A 14,924-nucleotide genomic window follows, 5' to 3' on the forward strand; every position below is an offset into this window, starting at 1 on the left:
CCCATACCGAACACGGAAGTTAAGCTCTCTAGCGCCGATGGTAGTTGGGACCTTGTCCCTGTGAGAGTAGGACGTCGCCAAGCAACTAAAAACACAAGTCATTTGACTTGTGTTTTTTTATTTCCCATGAAATAGATTTGGTTCCATTAATAAAAAATTTGAAATATAGTAAGGGATTTTTTGAGCAGAAATACTTAGAAATTGATAAATAAATGGATAATCTTCAGAACCATAACTGCCAAGTAAGTCATACCACCAATCTGTTTCATACCTAGAAATCATGCTTAAATTATAGAGCAATAAATAATGAATGAGGAGTTCAGGTAATATTGGCTTAGGATTTCTAGGATCAGTCGTAAGTGGCAAATAATAAGTATTAGTAAGATGTTCATAGTATAAAGGAGTACTGTACATAGGATTCCATGATTGAATGGGCGCTGTAAAAAGTAAATTCGATTCATTAGTCTTCTCAGGTACGTGCTGTATTGATAAATGCTTACAAGATGTTTCAATGTAACGAGAAAATCTCTCTTTAGTCATATGTAATCGATCTAGTAGGTTGACTGAAAAGGAGAGCTCATTTTTAATTGTTGAATCGATTTTATATAAAGTTGATCCTTTTTGACTATAACGAAATAAATTTTGTAATTCTGGAATATTTCCCATTAATTCTAACATGTTAAATTTTTCTGCTTCTAAGTGTTTCATGTGAAACAGTTGTTCTGCAACATGAGTAAATAATCCGTTTTTTTGTACCTTCACCTCATCTTCTAAAAATTGATACCCTTGTTTTTTTCGTTTGCGAGTTGTAACGCCATGAGCTAAAACAGTAGTGGATTCAGGATAGTTAGGATCAATAGTTAGTAGGCATGCTTTAAAAAGTTGACTAATTCCATAAAATAACAACATTGGTTGAATGGAAAATGGAGCTGTCTTATATAATTCATAATAATTTTTCCCGTGTTCTAAGTAATAAATAAAGGGATAACAATTTTCAAAACTTTTTTTTTCGGCATCCTGAATAGAGGATTTTTCGTAACAACGGGCAAGATAACGTTGTACGTTTTGAGATGAAAAAAAGAAACTTAACTGCTGCCAAGTACAAGATGTTTGATGCATATATTACGCTCCTTTTATTGTCTAAAAATTCTAACATATATATACGTCCTTGACAGTATTTTAACCAATTGATAAGCTACTAATAATAATTTCTGGTATCATAGGGGGAACAATTATGTGGGAATCTAAATTTGTTAAAGAAGGTTTGACTTTTGATGATGTATTACTTGTACCAGCTAGGTCAGATATATTACCAAGAGAAGTAAGTGTTAAAACAGTTTTATCTGAAAGCTTACAGCTAAACATCCCGTTAATTAGTGCAGGAATGGATACAGTAACAGAAGCTGACATGGCTATTGCAATGGCTCGCCAGGGTGGTTTAGGAATTATTCATAAAAATATGTCTATTGAGCAACAAGCAGAGCAAGTTGATAAAGTAAAGCGCTCTGAAAGCGGCGTTATTTCAGATCCTTTCTTCTTAACTCCAGAACATCAAGTATATGATGCAGAACATCTTATGGGAAAATATCGTATCTCAGGTGTACCGGTTGTAAATAATTTAGATGAGCGAAAATTAGTTGGTATTATTACAAACCGTGATATGCGCTTCATCCAAGACTACTCAATCAAAATTTCTGACGTAATGACAAAAGAACAATTAATTACAGCTCCAGTTGGTACTACACTGGAAGAAGCTGAAAAGATCCTACAAAAGTATAAAATTGAAAAACTCCCTCTTGTTGATAATAACGGTGTATTACAAGGGCTTATTACAATAAAAGATATTGAAAAAGTAATTGAATTCCCAAACTCTGCTAAAGATAAGCAAGGACGCTTATTAGTTGGAGCAGCAGTTGGTGTAACAGCGGATGCTATGCTTCGCATCGATGCATTAGTAAAAGCTAGTGTAGATGCAATTGTACTTGATACAGCACATGGGCATTCTAAAGGTGTTATTGATAAGGTAAAAGAAGTTCGTGCTAAATATCCATCACTAAATATTATCGCTGGAAATGTTGCTACTGCTGAAGCAACGAAAGCACTAATTGAAGCTGGTGCAAACGTAGTTAAAGTTGGTATTGGACCAGGTTCTATTTGTACAACACGCGTTGTAGCCGGTGTTGGTGTACCACAATTAACTGCGGTTTATGATTGTGCAACAGAAGCTCGTAAACACGGCATTCCAGTTATTGCTGATGGCGGTATTAAGTACTCTGGTGATATGGTGAAAGCTTTAGCGGCAGGAGCACATGTTGTTATGCTAGGTAGCATGTTTGCAGGTGTTGCAGAAAGCCCTGGAGAAACTGAAATTTACCAAGGTCGTCAATTTAAAGTGTATCGTGGTATGGGTTCTGTCGGTGCGATGGAAAAAGGAAGTAAAGATCGTTACTTCCAAGAAGGCAATAAAAAACTTGTCCCAGAAGGTATTGAAGGACGAGTACCATATAAAGGACCTTTAGCAGATACAGTTCACCAATTAGTTGGTGGCTTACGTGCAGGTATGGGATATTGCGGAGCACAGGATTTAGAATTCTTACGCGAAAATGCACAATTCATTCGTATGTCAGGTGCTGGCTTACGTGAAAGTCATCCTCATCACGTACAAATTACAAAAGAGGCTCCAAACTACTCATTATAATGTCTTATATACAAATAGACAGAGATTTGATATCTCTGTCTATTTTTTTTTGATTATGTTAGAATAACGGTTATGTGAGTACATAGATATTGGGGGTAGCAAAAGTGAAAGGTATGTTTTGCAAAAGATTCATTGCTTTGGTAACAGTGCTTACACTAGCTTGTAGCATTTTTATGCCATATAGCAATGCATCAGCTGAAACAGGAGCCGCTTTAAACATTGAAGCAGGTGCGGCAATTTTAGTAGAAGCGAATTCTGGGAAAATTTTATATCAAAAGAATGCAGATGAATTATTATCCATTGCTAGTATGACAAAGATGATGAGTGAATATTTAGTTCACGAAGCAGTGGATAAAGGAAAACTTAAGTGGGACCAGAAAATTAAGGTTTCTGAATATGCATATAAGGTTTCACAAGATGCTTCATTATCAAATGTTGCATTAGAAAATGGTGGCTCTTATACAGTAAAAGAGTTATACGAGGCAATGGCAATCTTTTCTGCAAATGGTGCAACAATTGCATTAGCAGAAGCAATTGCAGGTAAAGAAGTAGACTTCGTAAAAATGATGAATGATAAATCGAAAGAACTAGGGTTGAAAAATTATAAATTTGTCAATTCTACAGGTTTAACGAATAAAGATTTAAAGGGAATGCATCCTGAAGGAACAACAGCGGATGAAGAAAATAAAATGTCTGCAAAGGATGTTGCAACTTTAGCACAACATTTAATTAAAGATTATCCAAAAGTGTTAGATACAGCAAAAATCCCTAAAAAAGAATTCCGTCCAGAAAAAGAGAAGTTTGCAATGTCGAACTGGAACTGGATGTTAAAGGGCTTAGTTAAAGAATATGATGGCGTAGACGGCCTAAAAACAGGCTCAACTCCAGAAGCAGGAGATTGCTTCACTGGTACGGTTGAAAGAAACGGAATGCGTTTTATTTCTGTAGTTATTAAAACAAGTTCTCATACAGCACGTTTTGATGAAACAAAGAAGCTATATGATTATGGATTTGCTAACTTTGAAGTGAAACAAATGTATAAAAAAGGTTCTTCAGTAAAAGGACAAGAAACAGTACGAGTAGAAAATGCGAAAGATAAAGATGTAGCAGTTCAAACGAAACAAGCTATTTCACTTCCAGTGCCAAAAGGAAGTAAAGATGTTTATAAAACGGAATTAAAAGAATCAAGTAAGGGACAAGAAGCACCTATTAAAAAGGGAGCGGCGCTTGGTCAAATGGTAATTACGCCAAAAGATACAAACGACCCTGGATTTTTAACTGGTAAGTCACTGCAAGTGGATCTTGTAACAACATCTGAAGTGGAAGAAGCAAACTGGTTTACTCGTGCTATGCGCGGAATTGGTTCATTCTTTAGTGGTATGTGGAATAGTGCTGTTGATACAGTAAAAGGTTGGTTTTAAAAGCTCCTCATGATAGGAGCTTTTTTTTATTCCTATTTTTCATACCGACTTTATGAAAAAGTAGTAGACAAGCATCTGATAGTTAGTGGTAGAATGTAAGAGTATTCTTAATTTTCGCCTTTAACGGGGGAAAGCAATTCACCTAGGGGGGTTTTTGTACATGACAAATGTAACAGGGACAGAACGTGTAAAACGTGGAATGGCAGAAATGCAAAAAGGCGGCGTTATTATGGACGTAGTTAACGCTGAACAAGCAAAAATTGCAGAAGAGGCAGGCGCAGTTGCCGTTATGGCATTAGAGCGTGTACCAGCAGATATTCGTGCAGCAGGTGGCGTTTCTCGTATGGCAGACCCAACAATCGTTGAAGAAGTTATGGGTGCAGTGTCAATTCCGGTTATGGCAAAATGCCGTATCGGTCACCTTGTAGAAGCACGTGTATTAGAATCATTAGGGGTAGACTATATCGATGAGAGTGAAGTATTAACTCCTGCCGATGAAGTATACCATTTAAATAAACGTGATTACACAGTTCCGTTTGTATGTGGTTGCCGTGATATCGGAGAAGCTGCACGTCGTATTGCAGAAGGTGCATCTATGCTTCGTACAAAAGGTGAACCAGGAACAGGAAACATTGTAGAGGCAGTGCGTCATATGCGCCAAGTCAATGCAGAAATCCGTCAAGTTGCAAGTCTACGTGAAGATGAGTTAATGACATATGCAAAAAATACTGGTGCTCCTTATGAAGTACTACTTGAAATTAAACGCCTTGGTCGTTTACCAGTTGTAAACTTTGCGGCAGGTGGTGTAGCAACACCTGCAGATGCAGCATTAATGATGCAACTTGGTGCTGATGGGGTATTTGTTGGATCTGGTATTTTCAAATCAGAAAACCCAGAGAAATTTGCACGTGCAATCGTTGAAGCAACGACTCATTATGAAGATTACGAACTAATTGCAAGCCTTTCTAAAGGATTAGGTAATGCAATGAAGGGTGTCGAAATTTCAACGTTATTACCAGAACAACGCATGCAAGAGCGTGGATGGTAATTAAAGGAGAACTTTAAAATGGTGAAAATCGGTGTACTAGGTCTTCAAGGTGCAGTTCGTGAACATGTAAAATCAGTTGAAGCAAGTGGTGCAGAAGCTGTTGTTGTAAAGCGTATAGAGCAACTTGAAGAGATTGATGGTCTTATTTTACCGGGCGGTGAAAGTACAACAATGCGCCGTCTTATTGATAAGTATGCTTTCATGGAACCACTTTGTACATTTGCAAAGTCTGGTAAACCAATGTTTGGTACATGTGCAGGGATGATTCTTCTTGCGAAAACACTTATTGGCTATGAAGAAGCACATATTGGTGCTATGGATATTACAGTTGAGCGCAATGCGTTCGGACGCCAAAAGGATAGTTTTGAAGCTGCACTTTCAATTGAAGGCGTGGGTGAAGACTTCGTTGGTGTATTTATCCGTGCGCCGTATGTTGTAGAAGTAGCTGATAATGTTGAAGTGCTTTCTAAGCATGGTGATCGAATGGTAGCGGTAAGACAAAATCAGTTTTTAGCTGCTTCATTCCATCCGGAATTAACAGATGATCATCGTGTGACAGCATACTTTGTTGAAATGGTAAAAGAAGCGAAAATGAAAAAAGTTGTATAAGTAACTTGCAACTTGTATAAGATTATAGTAAATTGATGGTAACAATTTTATAAAATAAGCGTGTTGATAGGAAATAGTAACAAATGTCGTTTCTTATAGAGAGTCGATGGTTGGTGGAAATCGATAGAAACAGTTTGTGAATCCATCCTGGAATGGAATGTGGAATATCTTTTGGATTAGTAAGCATTCCCGGTGAAGAGCCGTTATTTCTACTTGAGAGGAAAGCAGTAATGCTTTCAACTAGGGTGGCAACGCGGGTTAACTCCCGTCCCTTTATATAGGGACGGGAGTTTTTTGTGTTTTATAAAATAAAAGGAGGAGTATATAATGCTTGATATTAAATTTTTACGTACAAACTTTGAAGAAGTAAAAGCGAAATTACAGCATAGAGGCGAAGATTTAACTGATTTCGGACGTTTTGAAGAACTTGATACGAGAAGAAGAGAACTACTTGTTCAGACAGAAGAATTAAAAAGTAAACGTAACGAAGTATCTCAACAAATTTCTGTATTAAAGCGCGAAAAGAAAGATGCAGAAGCTCTAATTTTAGAAATGCGTGAGGTTGGAGAAAAAGTAAAGGATCTTGATAACGAACTTCGTACAGTTGAAGAAGACTTAGAAAGATTAATGTTATCTATTCCAAATATACCTCATGAATCTGCTCCAGTTGGTGAAACAGAGGATGATAATGTAGTAGCACGTACTTGGGGAGAAGTGAAAGAATTTACTTATGAGCCAAAACCACATTGGGATCTTGCTACTGATTTAGGAATTTTAGATTTTGAACGCGCTGGGAAAGTAACAGGAAGCCGCTTCGTATTTTACAAAGGTGCTGGTGCAAGATTAGAGCGTGCTTTAATTAGCTTTATGCTTGATCTTCATACTGATGAGCATGGATATGAAGAAGTATTACCTCCATATATGGTAAACCGTGCAAGTATGACGGGAACAGGGCAACTTCCAAAGTTTGAAGAAGATGCATTCCGTATTGAAAGTGAAGATTACTTCTTAATTCCAACAGCTGAAGTACCTGTAACGAATATGCATCGTGATGAGATTTTAAATAAAGAGCAATTGCCTATAAGATATGCTGCATTTAGCTCTTGCTTCCGTTCTGAAGCAGGTTCAGCTGGGCGTGATACACGTGGTTTAATTCGCCAGCATCAGTTCAATAAAGTAGAGCTTGTGAAGTTCGTAAAACCAGAAGATTCTTATGAAGAGTTAGAAAAATTAACAAATGATGCAGAACGCGTGTTACAATTATTAGAGTTGCCATATCGCGTTATGAGCATGTGCACAGGCGATTTAGGATTTACAGCAGCGAAGAAATACGATATTGAAGTATGGATTCCGAGCTATGGCACATATCGTGAAATTTCTTCTTGTAGTAATTTTGAAGCTTTCCAAGCGAGACGTGCAAATATCCGTTTCCGCCGTGAGCCAAATGGAAAACCAGAACATGTTCATACATTAAATGGATCTGGTCTTGCAATTGGACGTACGGTTGCAGCTATTTTAGAGAACTACCAACAAGAAGATGGTACAATTATAATTCCAGAAGTTCTTCGCCCTTATATGGGAGGAAAAACAGTTATTAAGTAAATTTAAACATTCATCGGTATGAGTGATTGGTAATTATGAGCGTTGTCAGTACTGTAATGTAGGAAGGGGAAAGTAAAATTTTCCTTTCCTCATAATTTATTTTAGTAGGGTTGACTAACTGTTTTTCTTTTGATATTATATTTGATGTCAATATGGAGGTATACCCAAGTCTGGCTGAAGGGATCGGTCTTGAAAACCGACAGGCGGCGAGAGTCGCGCGGGGGTTCGAATCCCTCTACCTCCTCCAGATATAATTGACAACAGCGCATATAAGTGGAGATTGGAGAACTCGTTACCAACACGTAACGAGTTTTTATTTTAAAACCAATCATAAAGTATGGTGTAAGGTAATCTTGTCCTTATTACACACTCATATTCCGATGATTATCTTCATAGATATGAAAGGAGTCAACATGGATCTTATTATACAAACGTTTCCTTTAGATGGAAAAACTTTATATTATGTACAATGTCCTGTCTGTAAGAACAATAGAATTTTAAACAGTGGTGCAAATGTATCACGCATTATTAGTGATGATACATTCCGTAAACTTTGTGGTTGTACTTGTGATGTAAAACCAGCTAAGAGTAAAGTAGAGGCGCCAAAACAAGTTAAAAAAGCGGCTGTAAAGAAAGAAGCAGCTCCAAAACGTACAGGTAAAGTATTAACGGCAGTAATTAACGGTAAAGAAATGACTGTTAAAGAGATTGCTGAAGCATACGATATTAGTACAAGTACTGTTCGTCAGCGCATTAACGCAGGAAAACCTGAGAGTGAAATTATTGCTCCAACAAAGAAGAAGTAATTTAATAGGAAAACCCGTGCATATGCACGGGTTTTTTATTTTACAAGTTTACGTGTTTGTTTTAAAAAATGGCCAATTTTTTTAATGATTGGTTCGATTGAATCACCATCTTTTAAAATATCGTACTCATTAATATTTAAGCGTAATACAGGGCATGAATTAAAGTTGTTAATCCAGTTTTCATAACGTCCATGCATTTCTTTCCAGTACTCAATTGGTGTTTGCTGTTCCATTGGGCGCCCGCGTTCTTGAATACGATCGACAATATCATCGAAAGAACCTTCTAAGTAAATTAATAAGTCTGGATGAGGGAAGTAAGGAGTCATGACCATAGCGTCAAATAAACCTTTGTATGTTTCATAATCAGTTTCCGTCATTGTCCCTTTTTCATGATGCATCTTTGCGAAAATTCCAGTGTCTTCGTAAATGGAACGATCTTGAACAAAACCGCCACCATATTCAAAAATTCTTTTTTGTTCCTTAAATCGTTCTGCTAAAAAGTACACTTGTAGGTGGAAGCTCCAGCGAGTGAAGTCCGCATAGAACTTGTCCAAATATGGATTGGAATCTACTTTTTCAAATGATGTGCGATAACCTAAAGCATTAGCTAATGCAGTTGTCATAGTTGATTTACCCACACCTACCGTTCCGGCGATAGTGATTACTGCGTCATTGGGTATATCATATTTTTGCCTTAAATTCATTATTATTTCGACTCCTTTAAGAGAGTATTTTGAAGGGCAGATAGGATGACGTTTAAATCATCAGGATTTTTTACAAAATCCATATCGTCTCCATTAAATTTCAATACTGGTATTTCTGGATGATCTTTTTTAAAAGCATCCATTGCTGTTTCATAATCTTTTGTGAGCTGTAGTAAGTAATTTGGATCCATGTTTTTTTCAAATTCTCTTCCGCGCATGGCGATTCGTTTTTGCAATGTTTCTAGGCTAGCTGTTAAATAAACAATGACATTTGGCACAGGCATATCTTGTGTAAGGATACGATAAATTTGCATGTATTTGTCATATTGAGAGTCTTTTAATGTGCGGGATGCAAAAATTAAATTTTTAAAGATATGGTAATCCGCTACTACTGGTTTCCTTTGATTCAAATACTTTATGTTAATGTCTTCTAATTGTTTGTATCTATTACAAAGAAAGAACATCTCTGTTTGAAAACTCCATTCGTCGATGTCTTCATAGAACTTTCCTAAAAAGGGATTTTCATCAACAATCTCTTTTAGTAAGTGGAGTTGCATGTGAGTTGAAATTTCCTTCGCAAGTGAAGTTTTTCCAACACCAATTGGTCCTTCAACCGTGATAAATGGTACTCCGGTCACGCTGTTTCCTCCTTTCAATCAGTGATTTACCGTGACTACTAAAAACACAAAACAGAATTATTGTAGCACAAGAGGGAAGCGAGCGGGTTAATTTGATATAAAAAGTTAGAAAATAGATATATGTATTAATTAAATTTTATTTTGGTTGATGATGTTATATTTGCTTTCAATGTAGTTTCCATTATTTTCAAGGCATGTATATTATCTTGGTCGTTGTTAGAGGCGATACAATCCTGTGGTACATACAATGTATAATTTCTCATATGAGCATCATTAGCTGTAAATAGGATACATATATTTCCAGCAACCCCTGTTAATATTAGATTTTCTATTTTTAAATAACCTAGTAATGAATTTAAAGGTGTTTCATAAAAAGCGGAATAATGTGGTTTAATAAAAATGTAATCATCAGAATTTGGAGCAATTTTATGGATTATATTTTCGCTATATTCATTTGTGCAATGAGTAATAAGTTGGTCGATATCAGATCTCCAAAGTTGATAATGGTCATTAACGTAAATTATAGGATAGCCGAAGGATTTCATTTTTTTCTTTAATTGTAAAATAGGGTTTGTTATAGTTTCGCATTTTTTAGCTAGAATGGGTCCGTGGGAAAATTGAAAGTCATTAATCATATCGATAATGAGCAAGGCGGTATTTTTCATATGTAATCCCCTCTCTTTTTTCTTTTAGGGTGGATTGAATTTGTAAAAGTTATCCCCTGTGTAGTAAATGGAAATAAGTGTACTTTATTTGTAATGAAAGGACTATGTTATGAAACAAGATCAAGATATTTATTTTATGCAATTAGCGATAGAAGAAGCTAAAAAGGCAGAGGAAATACAGGAAGTACCAATTGGAGCAGTTATAGTGTTAGATGGTGAGGTAATTAGTGTTGCCCATAATTTAAGAGAAACTGAGCAAAGATCAATAGCTCATGCTGAGTTGCTAGCGATAGATGAGGCATGTAAAAAATTAGGGACATGGCGTTTAGAAGATGCAACATTGTATGTAACATTAGAACCTTGTCCAATGTGTGCCGGTGGAATTGTTTTATCACGAGTGAAGCGAGTTGTATATGGTGCAAGTGATCCGAAGGGCGGATGTGCAGGAACATTGATGAATCTTTTAACGGATGAACGCTTCAATCATCAATGTGAAGTAGTATCTGGTGTACTAGAGGAAGAATGCGGTACGTTGTTAACGAACTTTTTTAGAGAGCTTCGTAAAAAAAGAAAAGCGATAAAAAAATTAGGGGGAAATACTGAGAACTAACGTATTTGCATTTTACAAAGAAACAAGTTATACTGATAATGCCTTTAATAAAGGCAACCGAATATTGGTTTTAACTTTGCCGTGCTAAGCGGGGAGGTAGCGGTGCCCTATACTCGCAATCCGCTCTAGCGAGGCCGAATCCCCTCTCGAGGTTATGTTGCTGTAAGGTCTGCCTTAAGTAAGTGGTGTTGACGTTTGGGTCCTGCGCAACGGGACCCCGTGAACCTTGTCAGGTCCGGAAGGAAGCAGCAATAAGCGGGTCTTCTCGTGTGCCGCAGGAGTGCCTGAACCGAGCTAACTGCTTGAGTAACGCTTATGGTACGTAATCGACGGAGGGTGCACGGCAGTTATATATGTATACAAAACTCACCTTAATAAAAAGGTGAGTTTTTTGTATAGAAAATAACTTTTGGAATCTATAAACAGAATGGGTTATAATAAATGAGATAATAACCTTTGAGGGAGGCCGTATTTTCGTGTCATACCAAGCGTTATACCGAACATGGAGACCGCAAAAGTTCGAAGATGTAGTCGGTCAAAAGCACGTGACAAAAACGTTGCAAAATGCCCTTCTTCAAGAGAAAGTTTCACATGCTTATTTATTTTCTGGTCCGAGGGGAACAGGAAAAACAACAATTGCAAAAGTATTTGCAAAAGCAATTAACTGTGAACATGCTCCGGTAGCTGAACCTTGTAATGAATGTCCTTCTTGTTTAGGAATTACACAAGGATCCATTTCAGATGTATTAGAAATTGATGCGGCTTCAAATAACGGTGTAGATGAAATTCGAGATATTAGAGATAAAGTAAAATATGCTCCAAGTGCTGTAGAATATAAAGTATACATTATTGATGAAGTTCACATGCTTTCTATGGGTGCATTCAATGCGCTTTTAAAAACCTTAGAAGAGCCGCCAGGACATGTTATCTTTATTTTGGCGACAACAGAACCTCATAAGATCCCACCTACAATCATTTCACGTTGTCAGCGCTTTGAATTCCGAAAAATATCAGTGAATGATATTGTTGAGAGATTATCAACGGTCGTGACAAATGAAGGTACGCAAGTGGAAGATGAAGCATTACAAATTGTTGCACGTGCTGCCGAAGGTGGTATGCGTGACGCGCTTAGTCTTATTGATCAGGCTATATCTTATAGTGATGAGATTGTTACGACAGAAGACGTATTGGCCGTAACAGGATCTGTTTCTCAGCAATACTTAGGAAATTTAGTAGAGTGCATACGTGAAAATGATGTATCAAGAGCATTGCAAATCATAGATGAAATGATGAGTAAAGGGAAGGATCCAGTTCGTTTTATGGAGGATTTCATTTACTATTATCGTGATATGCTTTTATATCAAACTTCACCGCAACTAGAACATATGTTGGAACGAGTAATTGTAGATGATCAATTCCGTAAGTTGAGTGAAGAAATGCAACCGGAAGTGATCTATGAGATTATTCATACCCTTAGTAAGGGACAACAGGAAATGAAGTGGACAAATCATCCGCGTATTTTCTTAGAAGTTGTTATGGTGCAATTGTGTCAACAGTTTATGATGCAAGCAAATGGTACAGATCGTTTGCAAGCAATTATGAACAGGATGCAGCAACTGGAGAAAGAGTTAGAGCAAGTCAAAAAGAACGGTGTGCCAGCTGGTGTACAACAAGAAGTAAGAGAGACACGTGCAACACCAAAACCGGTACGAACAGGAAGTATGAAAATTCCTGTCGGACGTGTAAATGAAGTATTAAAACAAGCGAAGCGTCAAGATTTAGAACAATTAAAAGCTGTATGGGGTGAGTTGTTAGGAAGACTCAAATCATATAACAAAGTAGCGTTTGCCGTTTTACTAGAAAATAGCGAACCGGTGGCAGCTTCAGATGACACTTACGTTTTAGCATTTCAATATGAGATTCACTGTAAGATGGCGAGCGAAAATCGAGAAGCTATGGATACAGTAGAACAAGCTTTATTTGAATTGCTAAGTAAAAGGTTAAATATGATTGCCATTCCCAAAAGTGAATGGGGTAAAATCCGTGAAGACTTTTTACAACGTGAAGGTGGAGAGTCTGAAGAAAGTCCGGAGAAAAAGGAAGACCCTCTTATAGAAGAGGCAGTGAAATTAGTAGGGCAAGAACTCATTGAAATAAAAGAGTAATAATAATTAGGAGGAATTAATTATGATGCGTGGCGGAATGGGAAATATGAATAACATGATGAAACAAATGCAAAAGATGCAAAAGGACATGGCGAAAGCACAAGAAGAGCTTGGTGAAAAAACAGTTGAAGGTACAGCTGGCGGCGGAATGATTACAGTTATCGCAAATGGTCACAAGCAAATTCTTGAAGTGAAGATTAAAGAAGAAGTTGTAGATCCAGAAGATATCGAAATGTTACAAGACTTAGTGTTAGCTGCAACAAATGATGCGCTTAAAAAGGCTGATGAGCTTTCAAACTCTACAATGGGTAAATTTACAAAAGGCTTAAACTTACCGGGTGGAATGTTCTAGGAGGATATTGATACATGCATTATCCAGAACCAATATCAAAACTAATCGATAGTTTTATGAAGTTGCCAGGTATCGGACCGAAAACAGCGGTTCGATTGGCGTTTTTCGTATTAGATATGAAAGAAGATGACGTGTTAGGTTTCGCGAAAGCACTTGTAAATGCGAAGCGAGATTTAGCGTACTGTTCTGTATGCGGACATATTACTGATCGTGATCCTTGTTATATTTGTAATGATTCACATCGAGATCAATCAGTTGTTTGTGTCGTGCAAGAACCGAAAGATGTAATCGCGATGGAAAAAATGAAAGAGTATCAAGGTGTATATCATGTGTTACGTGGTGCGATTTCTCCTATGGAGGGAATTGGACCGGAAGACATTAATATCCCACAACTCTTAAAGCGACTACATGATGAAACCGTACAAGAAGTGATATTAGCAACAAACCCTAATATTGAAGGGGAAGCTACAGCCATGTATATCTCCCGCCTCTTAAAACCTACAGGCATTAAAGTAACTCGTATTGCGCATGGTCTGCCAGTTGGTGGAGATTTAGAATATGCAGATGAAGTGACACTATCCAAAGCGTTAGAAGGTCGCAGAGAAGTATAAGAGGAGAAACAAAAATGTTCTTTCAAAAAAAGGGTAAATTGCGTAAAGAGTATGACGATAAGTTAATTGTACTTTTGGAAAAAGTGAAGAATGAGTGGTTACGTCAGAAGAGAATGGTCGAACAAAGTGTAGAACCGTCTCAAGATGTCATTTGTTCTTTGAAAATAGCAGAGGCGAAATATTTCTTTTTGTTGAAAGAAGCAAAGCGTCGTCCTGTAAAAATGGAACAATGGTAAAGGGTTCTGCTTTCTAAGCAGGCCTTTTTATTTTATTTGTTAAATGCTGAGTTATTGTTTTATTTAGTTTATATGAAAGGGATGCCACTTATGATAACTGTTCTTTTTTATTGTCTTGTCCCATACAAATAGATGTATAGGTCATTCATAAGGAGGAAAAAATGAATTCTACAATTATTATTGTTGGCATTCTTACTTTAGTATTTATTTTTCTTGTTTTTGGTGTTGCCTCTAAGCCATTACGTTTTATAGGTAAGGTGATTTTTCATGTTACTTTAGGAATAGCGTTGCTTTTTATCGTAAATGTTATAGGGACATATTTTGATTTTCATATCCCGATTAACATGGGTACAGCAGCAATAACGAGTTTATTAGGCCTACCCGGTGTGGCAGCATTAGTGATTATTAAGCTTTATATCATGCCAAGATAAAATTATTTTGGCATTTTTTTTAAAAGTGTTGACTATTAAATGATTAATATGGTAAATTAATAAGCGTCGTCAGCAGCGAAAGAAAAAAACTGTTGACAGATTTAACGAGAAATGTTAAATTATAAAAGTCGCTAAAACGCGATGTTGAACTTTGAAAACTAAACGAAACAAACAACGTGAAACGTCAATTTTTATTTTAGATGCTAGATAAACTAACTTTATTGGAGAGTTTGATCCTGGCTCAGGATGAACGCTGGCGGCGTGCCTAATACATGCAAGTCGAGCGAATGGATTAAGAGCTTGCTCTTATGAAGTTAGCGGCGGACGG

16 protein-coding genes, 1 tRNA gene, 2 rRNA genes, 1 other RNA gene and 1 other annotated feature are annotated in these 14,924 nt (G+C 36.9%); of the genes, 16 read left to right on the forward strand and 4 right to left on the reverse strand.

Annotated elements, in window-relative coordinates; all coding sequences use genetic code 11:
* Positions 1-83 (forward strand): 5S ribosomal RNA (rrf, locus tag CGQ22_RS33070); the annotation flags it as partial.
* Positions 84-117: 34 nt separating this feature from the next.
* Here rrf and CGQ22_RS30695 read toward each other — a convergent pair.
* Entirely contained in the window at positions 118-1,119 is a 1,002-nt protein-coding gene (locus CGQ22_RS30695) for a YaaC family protein (protein WP_000554287.1), read from the reverse strand.
* A 115-nt stretch (positions 1,120-1,234) separates the two neighbouring features.
* Here CGQ22_RS30695 and guaB point away from each other — a divergent pair, with 115 nt between their 5' ends.
* From guaB to CGQ22_RS30730, 7 genes are all read left to right on the forward strand, one after another.
* Entirely contained in the window at positions 1,235-2,698 is a 1,464-nt protein-coding gene (gene guaB, locus CGQ22_RS30700; protein WP_000264088.1) for an IMP dehydrogenase, read from the forward strand.
* 113 nt (positions 2,699-2,811) lie between these two features.
* The gene (gene dacA / locus CGQ22_RS30705; RefSeq protein ID WP_125653127.1) at positions 2,812-4,119 is read left to right on the forward strand and encodes a D-alanyl-D-alanine carboxypeptidase DacA; all 1,308 of its coding nucleotides are present in this window, start codon (positions 2,812-2,814) and stop codon (positions 4,117-4,119) included.
* A 160-nt stretch (positions 4,120-4,279) separates the two neighbouring features.
* A complete protein-coding gene (gene pdxS / locus CGQ22_RS30710) occupies positions 4,280-5,167 on the forward strand; it encodes a pyridoxal 5'-phosphate synthase lyase subunit PdxS (protein ID WP_000186165.1) in 888 nt (295 codons plus the stop codon).
* Between the two features lie 18 nt (positions 5,168-5,185).
* A complete protein-coding gene (gene pdxT / locus CGQ22_RS30715; protein ID WP_074594554.1) occupies positions 5,186-5,776 on the forward strand; it encodes a pyridoxal 5'-phosphate synthase glutaminase subunit PdxT in 591 nt (196 codons plus the stop codon).
* Positions 5,777-5,830: 54 nt separating this feature from the next.
* Positions 5,831-6,052 (forward strand) — a binding site (T-box leader).
* A gap of 51 nt (positions 6,053-6,103) precedes the next feature.
* Positions 6,104-7,378 (forward strand): serine--tRNA ligase, encoded by a 1,275-nt coding sequence (serS, locus tag CGQ22_RS30720; RefSeq protein ID WP_000884187.1) that lies wholly within the window; start codon positions 6,104-6,106, stop codon positions 7,376-7,378.
* A gap of 154 nt (positions 7,379-7,532) precedes the next feature.
* Positions 7,533-7,625 (forward strand) — tRNA-Ser (locus CGQ22_RS30725).
* Between the two features lie 166 nt (positions 7,626-7,791).
* A complete protein-coding gene (locus CGQ22_RS30730) occupies positions 7,792-8,184 on the forward strand; it encodes a sigma factor-like helix-turn-helix DNA-binding protein (protein ID WP_000364191.1) in 393 nt (130 codons plus the stop codon).
* Between the two features lie 35 nt (positions 8,185-8,219).
* Here the strand turns inward: CGQ22_RS30730 and CGQ22_RS30735 are convergent, their stop codons facing one another.
* From CGQ22_RS30735 to CGQ22_RS30745, 3 genes are all read right to left on the reverse strand, one after another.
* Entirely contained in the window at positions 8,220-8,888 is a 669-nt protein-coding gene (locus CGQ22_RS30735; RefSeq protein ID WP_001053585.1) for a deoxynucleoside kinase, read from the reverse strand.
* A gap of 2 nt (positions 8,889-8,890) precedes the next feature.
* Complete coding sequence (locus CGQ22_RS30740) at positions 8,891-9,526, reverse strand: deoxynucleoside kinase (RefSeq protein ID WP_000148218.1); 636 nt, start codon at positions 9,524-9,526, stop codon at positions 8,891-8,893.
* Positions 9,527-9,651: 125 nt separating this feature from the next.
* Entirely contained in the window at positions 9,652-10,191 is a 540-nt protein-coding gene (locus CGQ22_RS30745; RefSeq protein ID WP_000798723.1) for a cysteine hydrolase family protein, read from the reverse strand.
* 109 nt (positions 10,192-10,300) lie between these two features.
* On the opposite strand from CGQ22_RS30745, the gene tadA reads away from it, so the two are divergent.
* The 8 genes from tadA to CGQ22_RS30790 all read left to right on the forward strand — a co-directional run.
* Complete coding sequence (gene tadA / locus CGQ22_RS30755; RefSeq protein WP_000806702.1) at positions 10,301-10,801, forward strand: tRNA adenosine(34) deaminase TadA; 501 nt, start codon at positions 10,301-10,303, stop codon at positions 10,799-10,801.
* A gap of 79 nt (positions 10,802-10,880) precedes the next feature.
* Positions 10,881-11,145: signal recognition particle sRNA large type (gene ffs, locus CGQ22_RS30760), an RNA gene on the forward strand.
* Positions 11,146-11,277: 132 nt separating this feature from the next.
* Positions 11,278-12,966 carry a DNA polymerase III subunit gamma/tau gene (gene dnaX / locus CGQ22_RS30765; protein ID WP_000121561.1) on the forward strand — a complete coding sequence of 563 codons (1,689 nt, stop codon included), beginning with the start codon at positions 11,278-11,280 and terminating at the stop codon, positions 12,964-12,966.
* A gap of 25 nt (positions 12,967-12,991) precedes the next feature.
* The gene (locus CGQ22_RS30770; RefSeq protein WP_014894853.1) at positions 12,992-13,318 is read left to right on the forward strand and encodes a YbaB/EbfC family nucleoid-associated protein; all 327 of its coding nucleotides are present in this window, start codon (positions 12,992-12,994) and stop codon (positions 13,316-13,318) included.
* A gap of 14 nt (positions 13,319-13,332) precedes the next feature.
* Entirely contained in the window at positions 13,333-13,929 is a 597-nt protein-coding gene (gene recR, locus CGQ22_RS30775) for a recombination protein RecR (protein WP_000559169.1), read from the forward strand.
* Positions 13,930-13,943: 14 nt separating this feature from the next.
* Complete coding sequence (locus CGQ22_RS30780) at positions 13,944-14,165, forward strand: YaaL family protein (RefSeq protein WP_000466019.1); 222 nt, start codon at positions 13,944-13,946, stop codon at positions 14,163-14,165.
* A gap of 161 nt (positions 14,166-14,326) precedes the next feature.
* The gene (locus tag CGQ22_RS30785) at positions 14,327-14,596 is read left to right on the forward strand and encodes a pro-sigmaK processing inhibitor BofA family protein (protein ID WP_001089271.1); all 270 of its coding nucleotides are present in this window, start codon (positions 14,327-14,329) and stop codon (positions 14,594-14,596) included.
* 218 nt (positions 14,597-14,814) lie between these two features.
* Positions 14,815-14,924 (forward strand): 16S ribosomal RNA (locus tag CGQ22_RS30790); the annotation flags it as partial.

This window comes from Bacillus sp. M13(2017), from assembly GCF_002218325.1.
Classification (GTDB): Bacteria; Bacillota; Bacilli; order Bacillales; family Bacillaceae_G; genus Bacillus_A; species Bacillus_A thuringiensis_K.

What these genes read in the sequence shown, in the direction of transcription:
- CGQ22_RS30695 (WP_000554287.1), bottom strand. Translation starts at nt 1,119, where the DNA reads ATGCATCAAACATCTTGTACTTGGCAGCAGTTAAGTTTCTTTTTTTCA.
- guaB (WP_000264088.1), top strand. Translation starts at nt 1,235, where the DNA reads ATGTGGGAATCTAAATTTGTTAAAGAAGGTTTGACTTTTGATGATGTA.
- dacA (WP_125653127.1), top strand. Translation starts at nt 2,812, where the DNA reads ATGTTTTGCAAAAGATTCATTGCTTTGGTAACAGTGCTTACACTAGCT.
- pdxS (WP_000186165.1), top strand. Translation starts at nt 4,280, where the DNA reads ATGACAAATGTAACAGGGACAGAACGTGTAAAACGTGGAATGGCAGAA.
- pdxT (WP_074594554.1), top strand. Translation starts at nt 5,186, where the DNA reads ATGGTGAAAATCGGTGTACTAGGTCTTCAAGGTGCAGTTCGTGAACAT.
- serS (WP_000884187.1), top strand. Translation starts at nt 6,104, where the DNA reads ATGCTTGATATTAAATTTTTACGTACAAACTTTGAAGAAGTAAAAGCG.
- CGQ22_RS30730 (WP_000364191.1), top strand. Translation starts at nt 7,792, where the DNA reads ATGGATCTTATTATACAAACGTTTCCTTTAGATGGAAAAACTTTATAT.
- CGQ22_RS30735 (WP_001053585.1), bottom strand. Translation starts at nt 8,888, where the DNA reads ATGAATTTAAGGCAAAAATATGATATACCCAATGACGCAGTAATCACT.
- CGQ22_RS30745 (WP_000798723.1), bottom strand. Translation starts at nt 10,191, where the DNA reads ATGAAAAATACCGCCTTGCTCATTATCGATATGATTAATGACTTTCAA.
- tadA (WP_000806702.1), top strand. Translation starts at nt 10,301, where the DNA reads ATGAAACAAGATCAAGATATTTATTTTATGCAATTAGCGATAGAAGAA.
- CGQ22_RS30770 (WP_014894853.1), top strand. Translation starts at nt 12,992, where the DNA reads ATGCGTGGCGGAATGGGAAATATGAATAACATGATGAAACAAATGCAA.
- recR (WP_000559169.1), top strand. Translation starts at nt 13,333, where the DNA reads ATGCATTATCCAGAACCAATATCAAAACTAATCGATAGTTTTATGAAG.
- CGQ22_RS30780 (WP_000466019.1), top strand. Translation starts at nt 13,944, where the DNA reads ATGTTCTTTCAAAAAAAGGGTAAATTGCGTAAAGAGTATGACGATAAG.
- CGQ22_RS30785 (WP_001089271.1), top strand. Translation starts at nt 14,327, where the DNA reads ATGAATTCTACAATTATTATTGTTGGCATTCTTACTTTAGTATTTATT.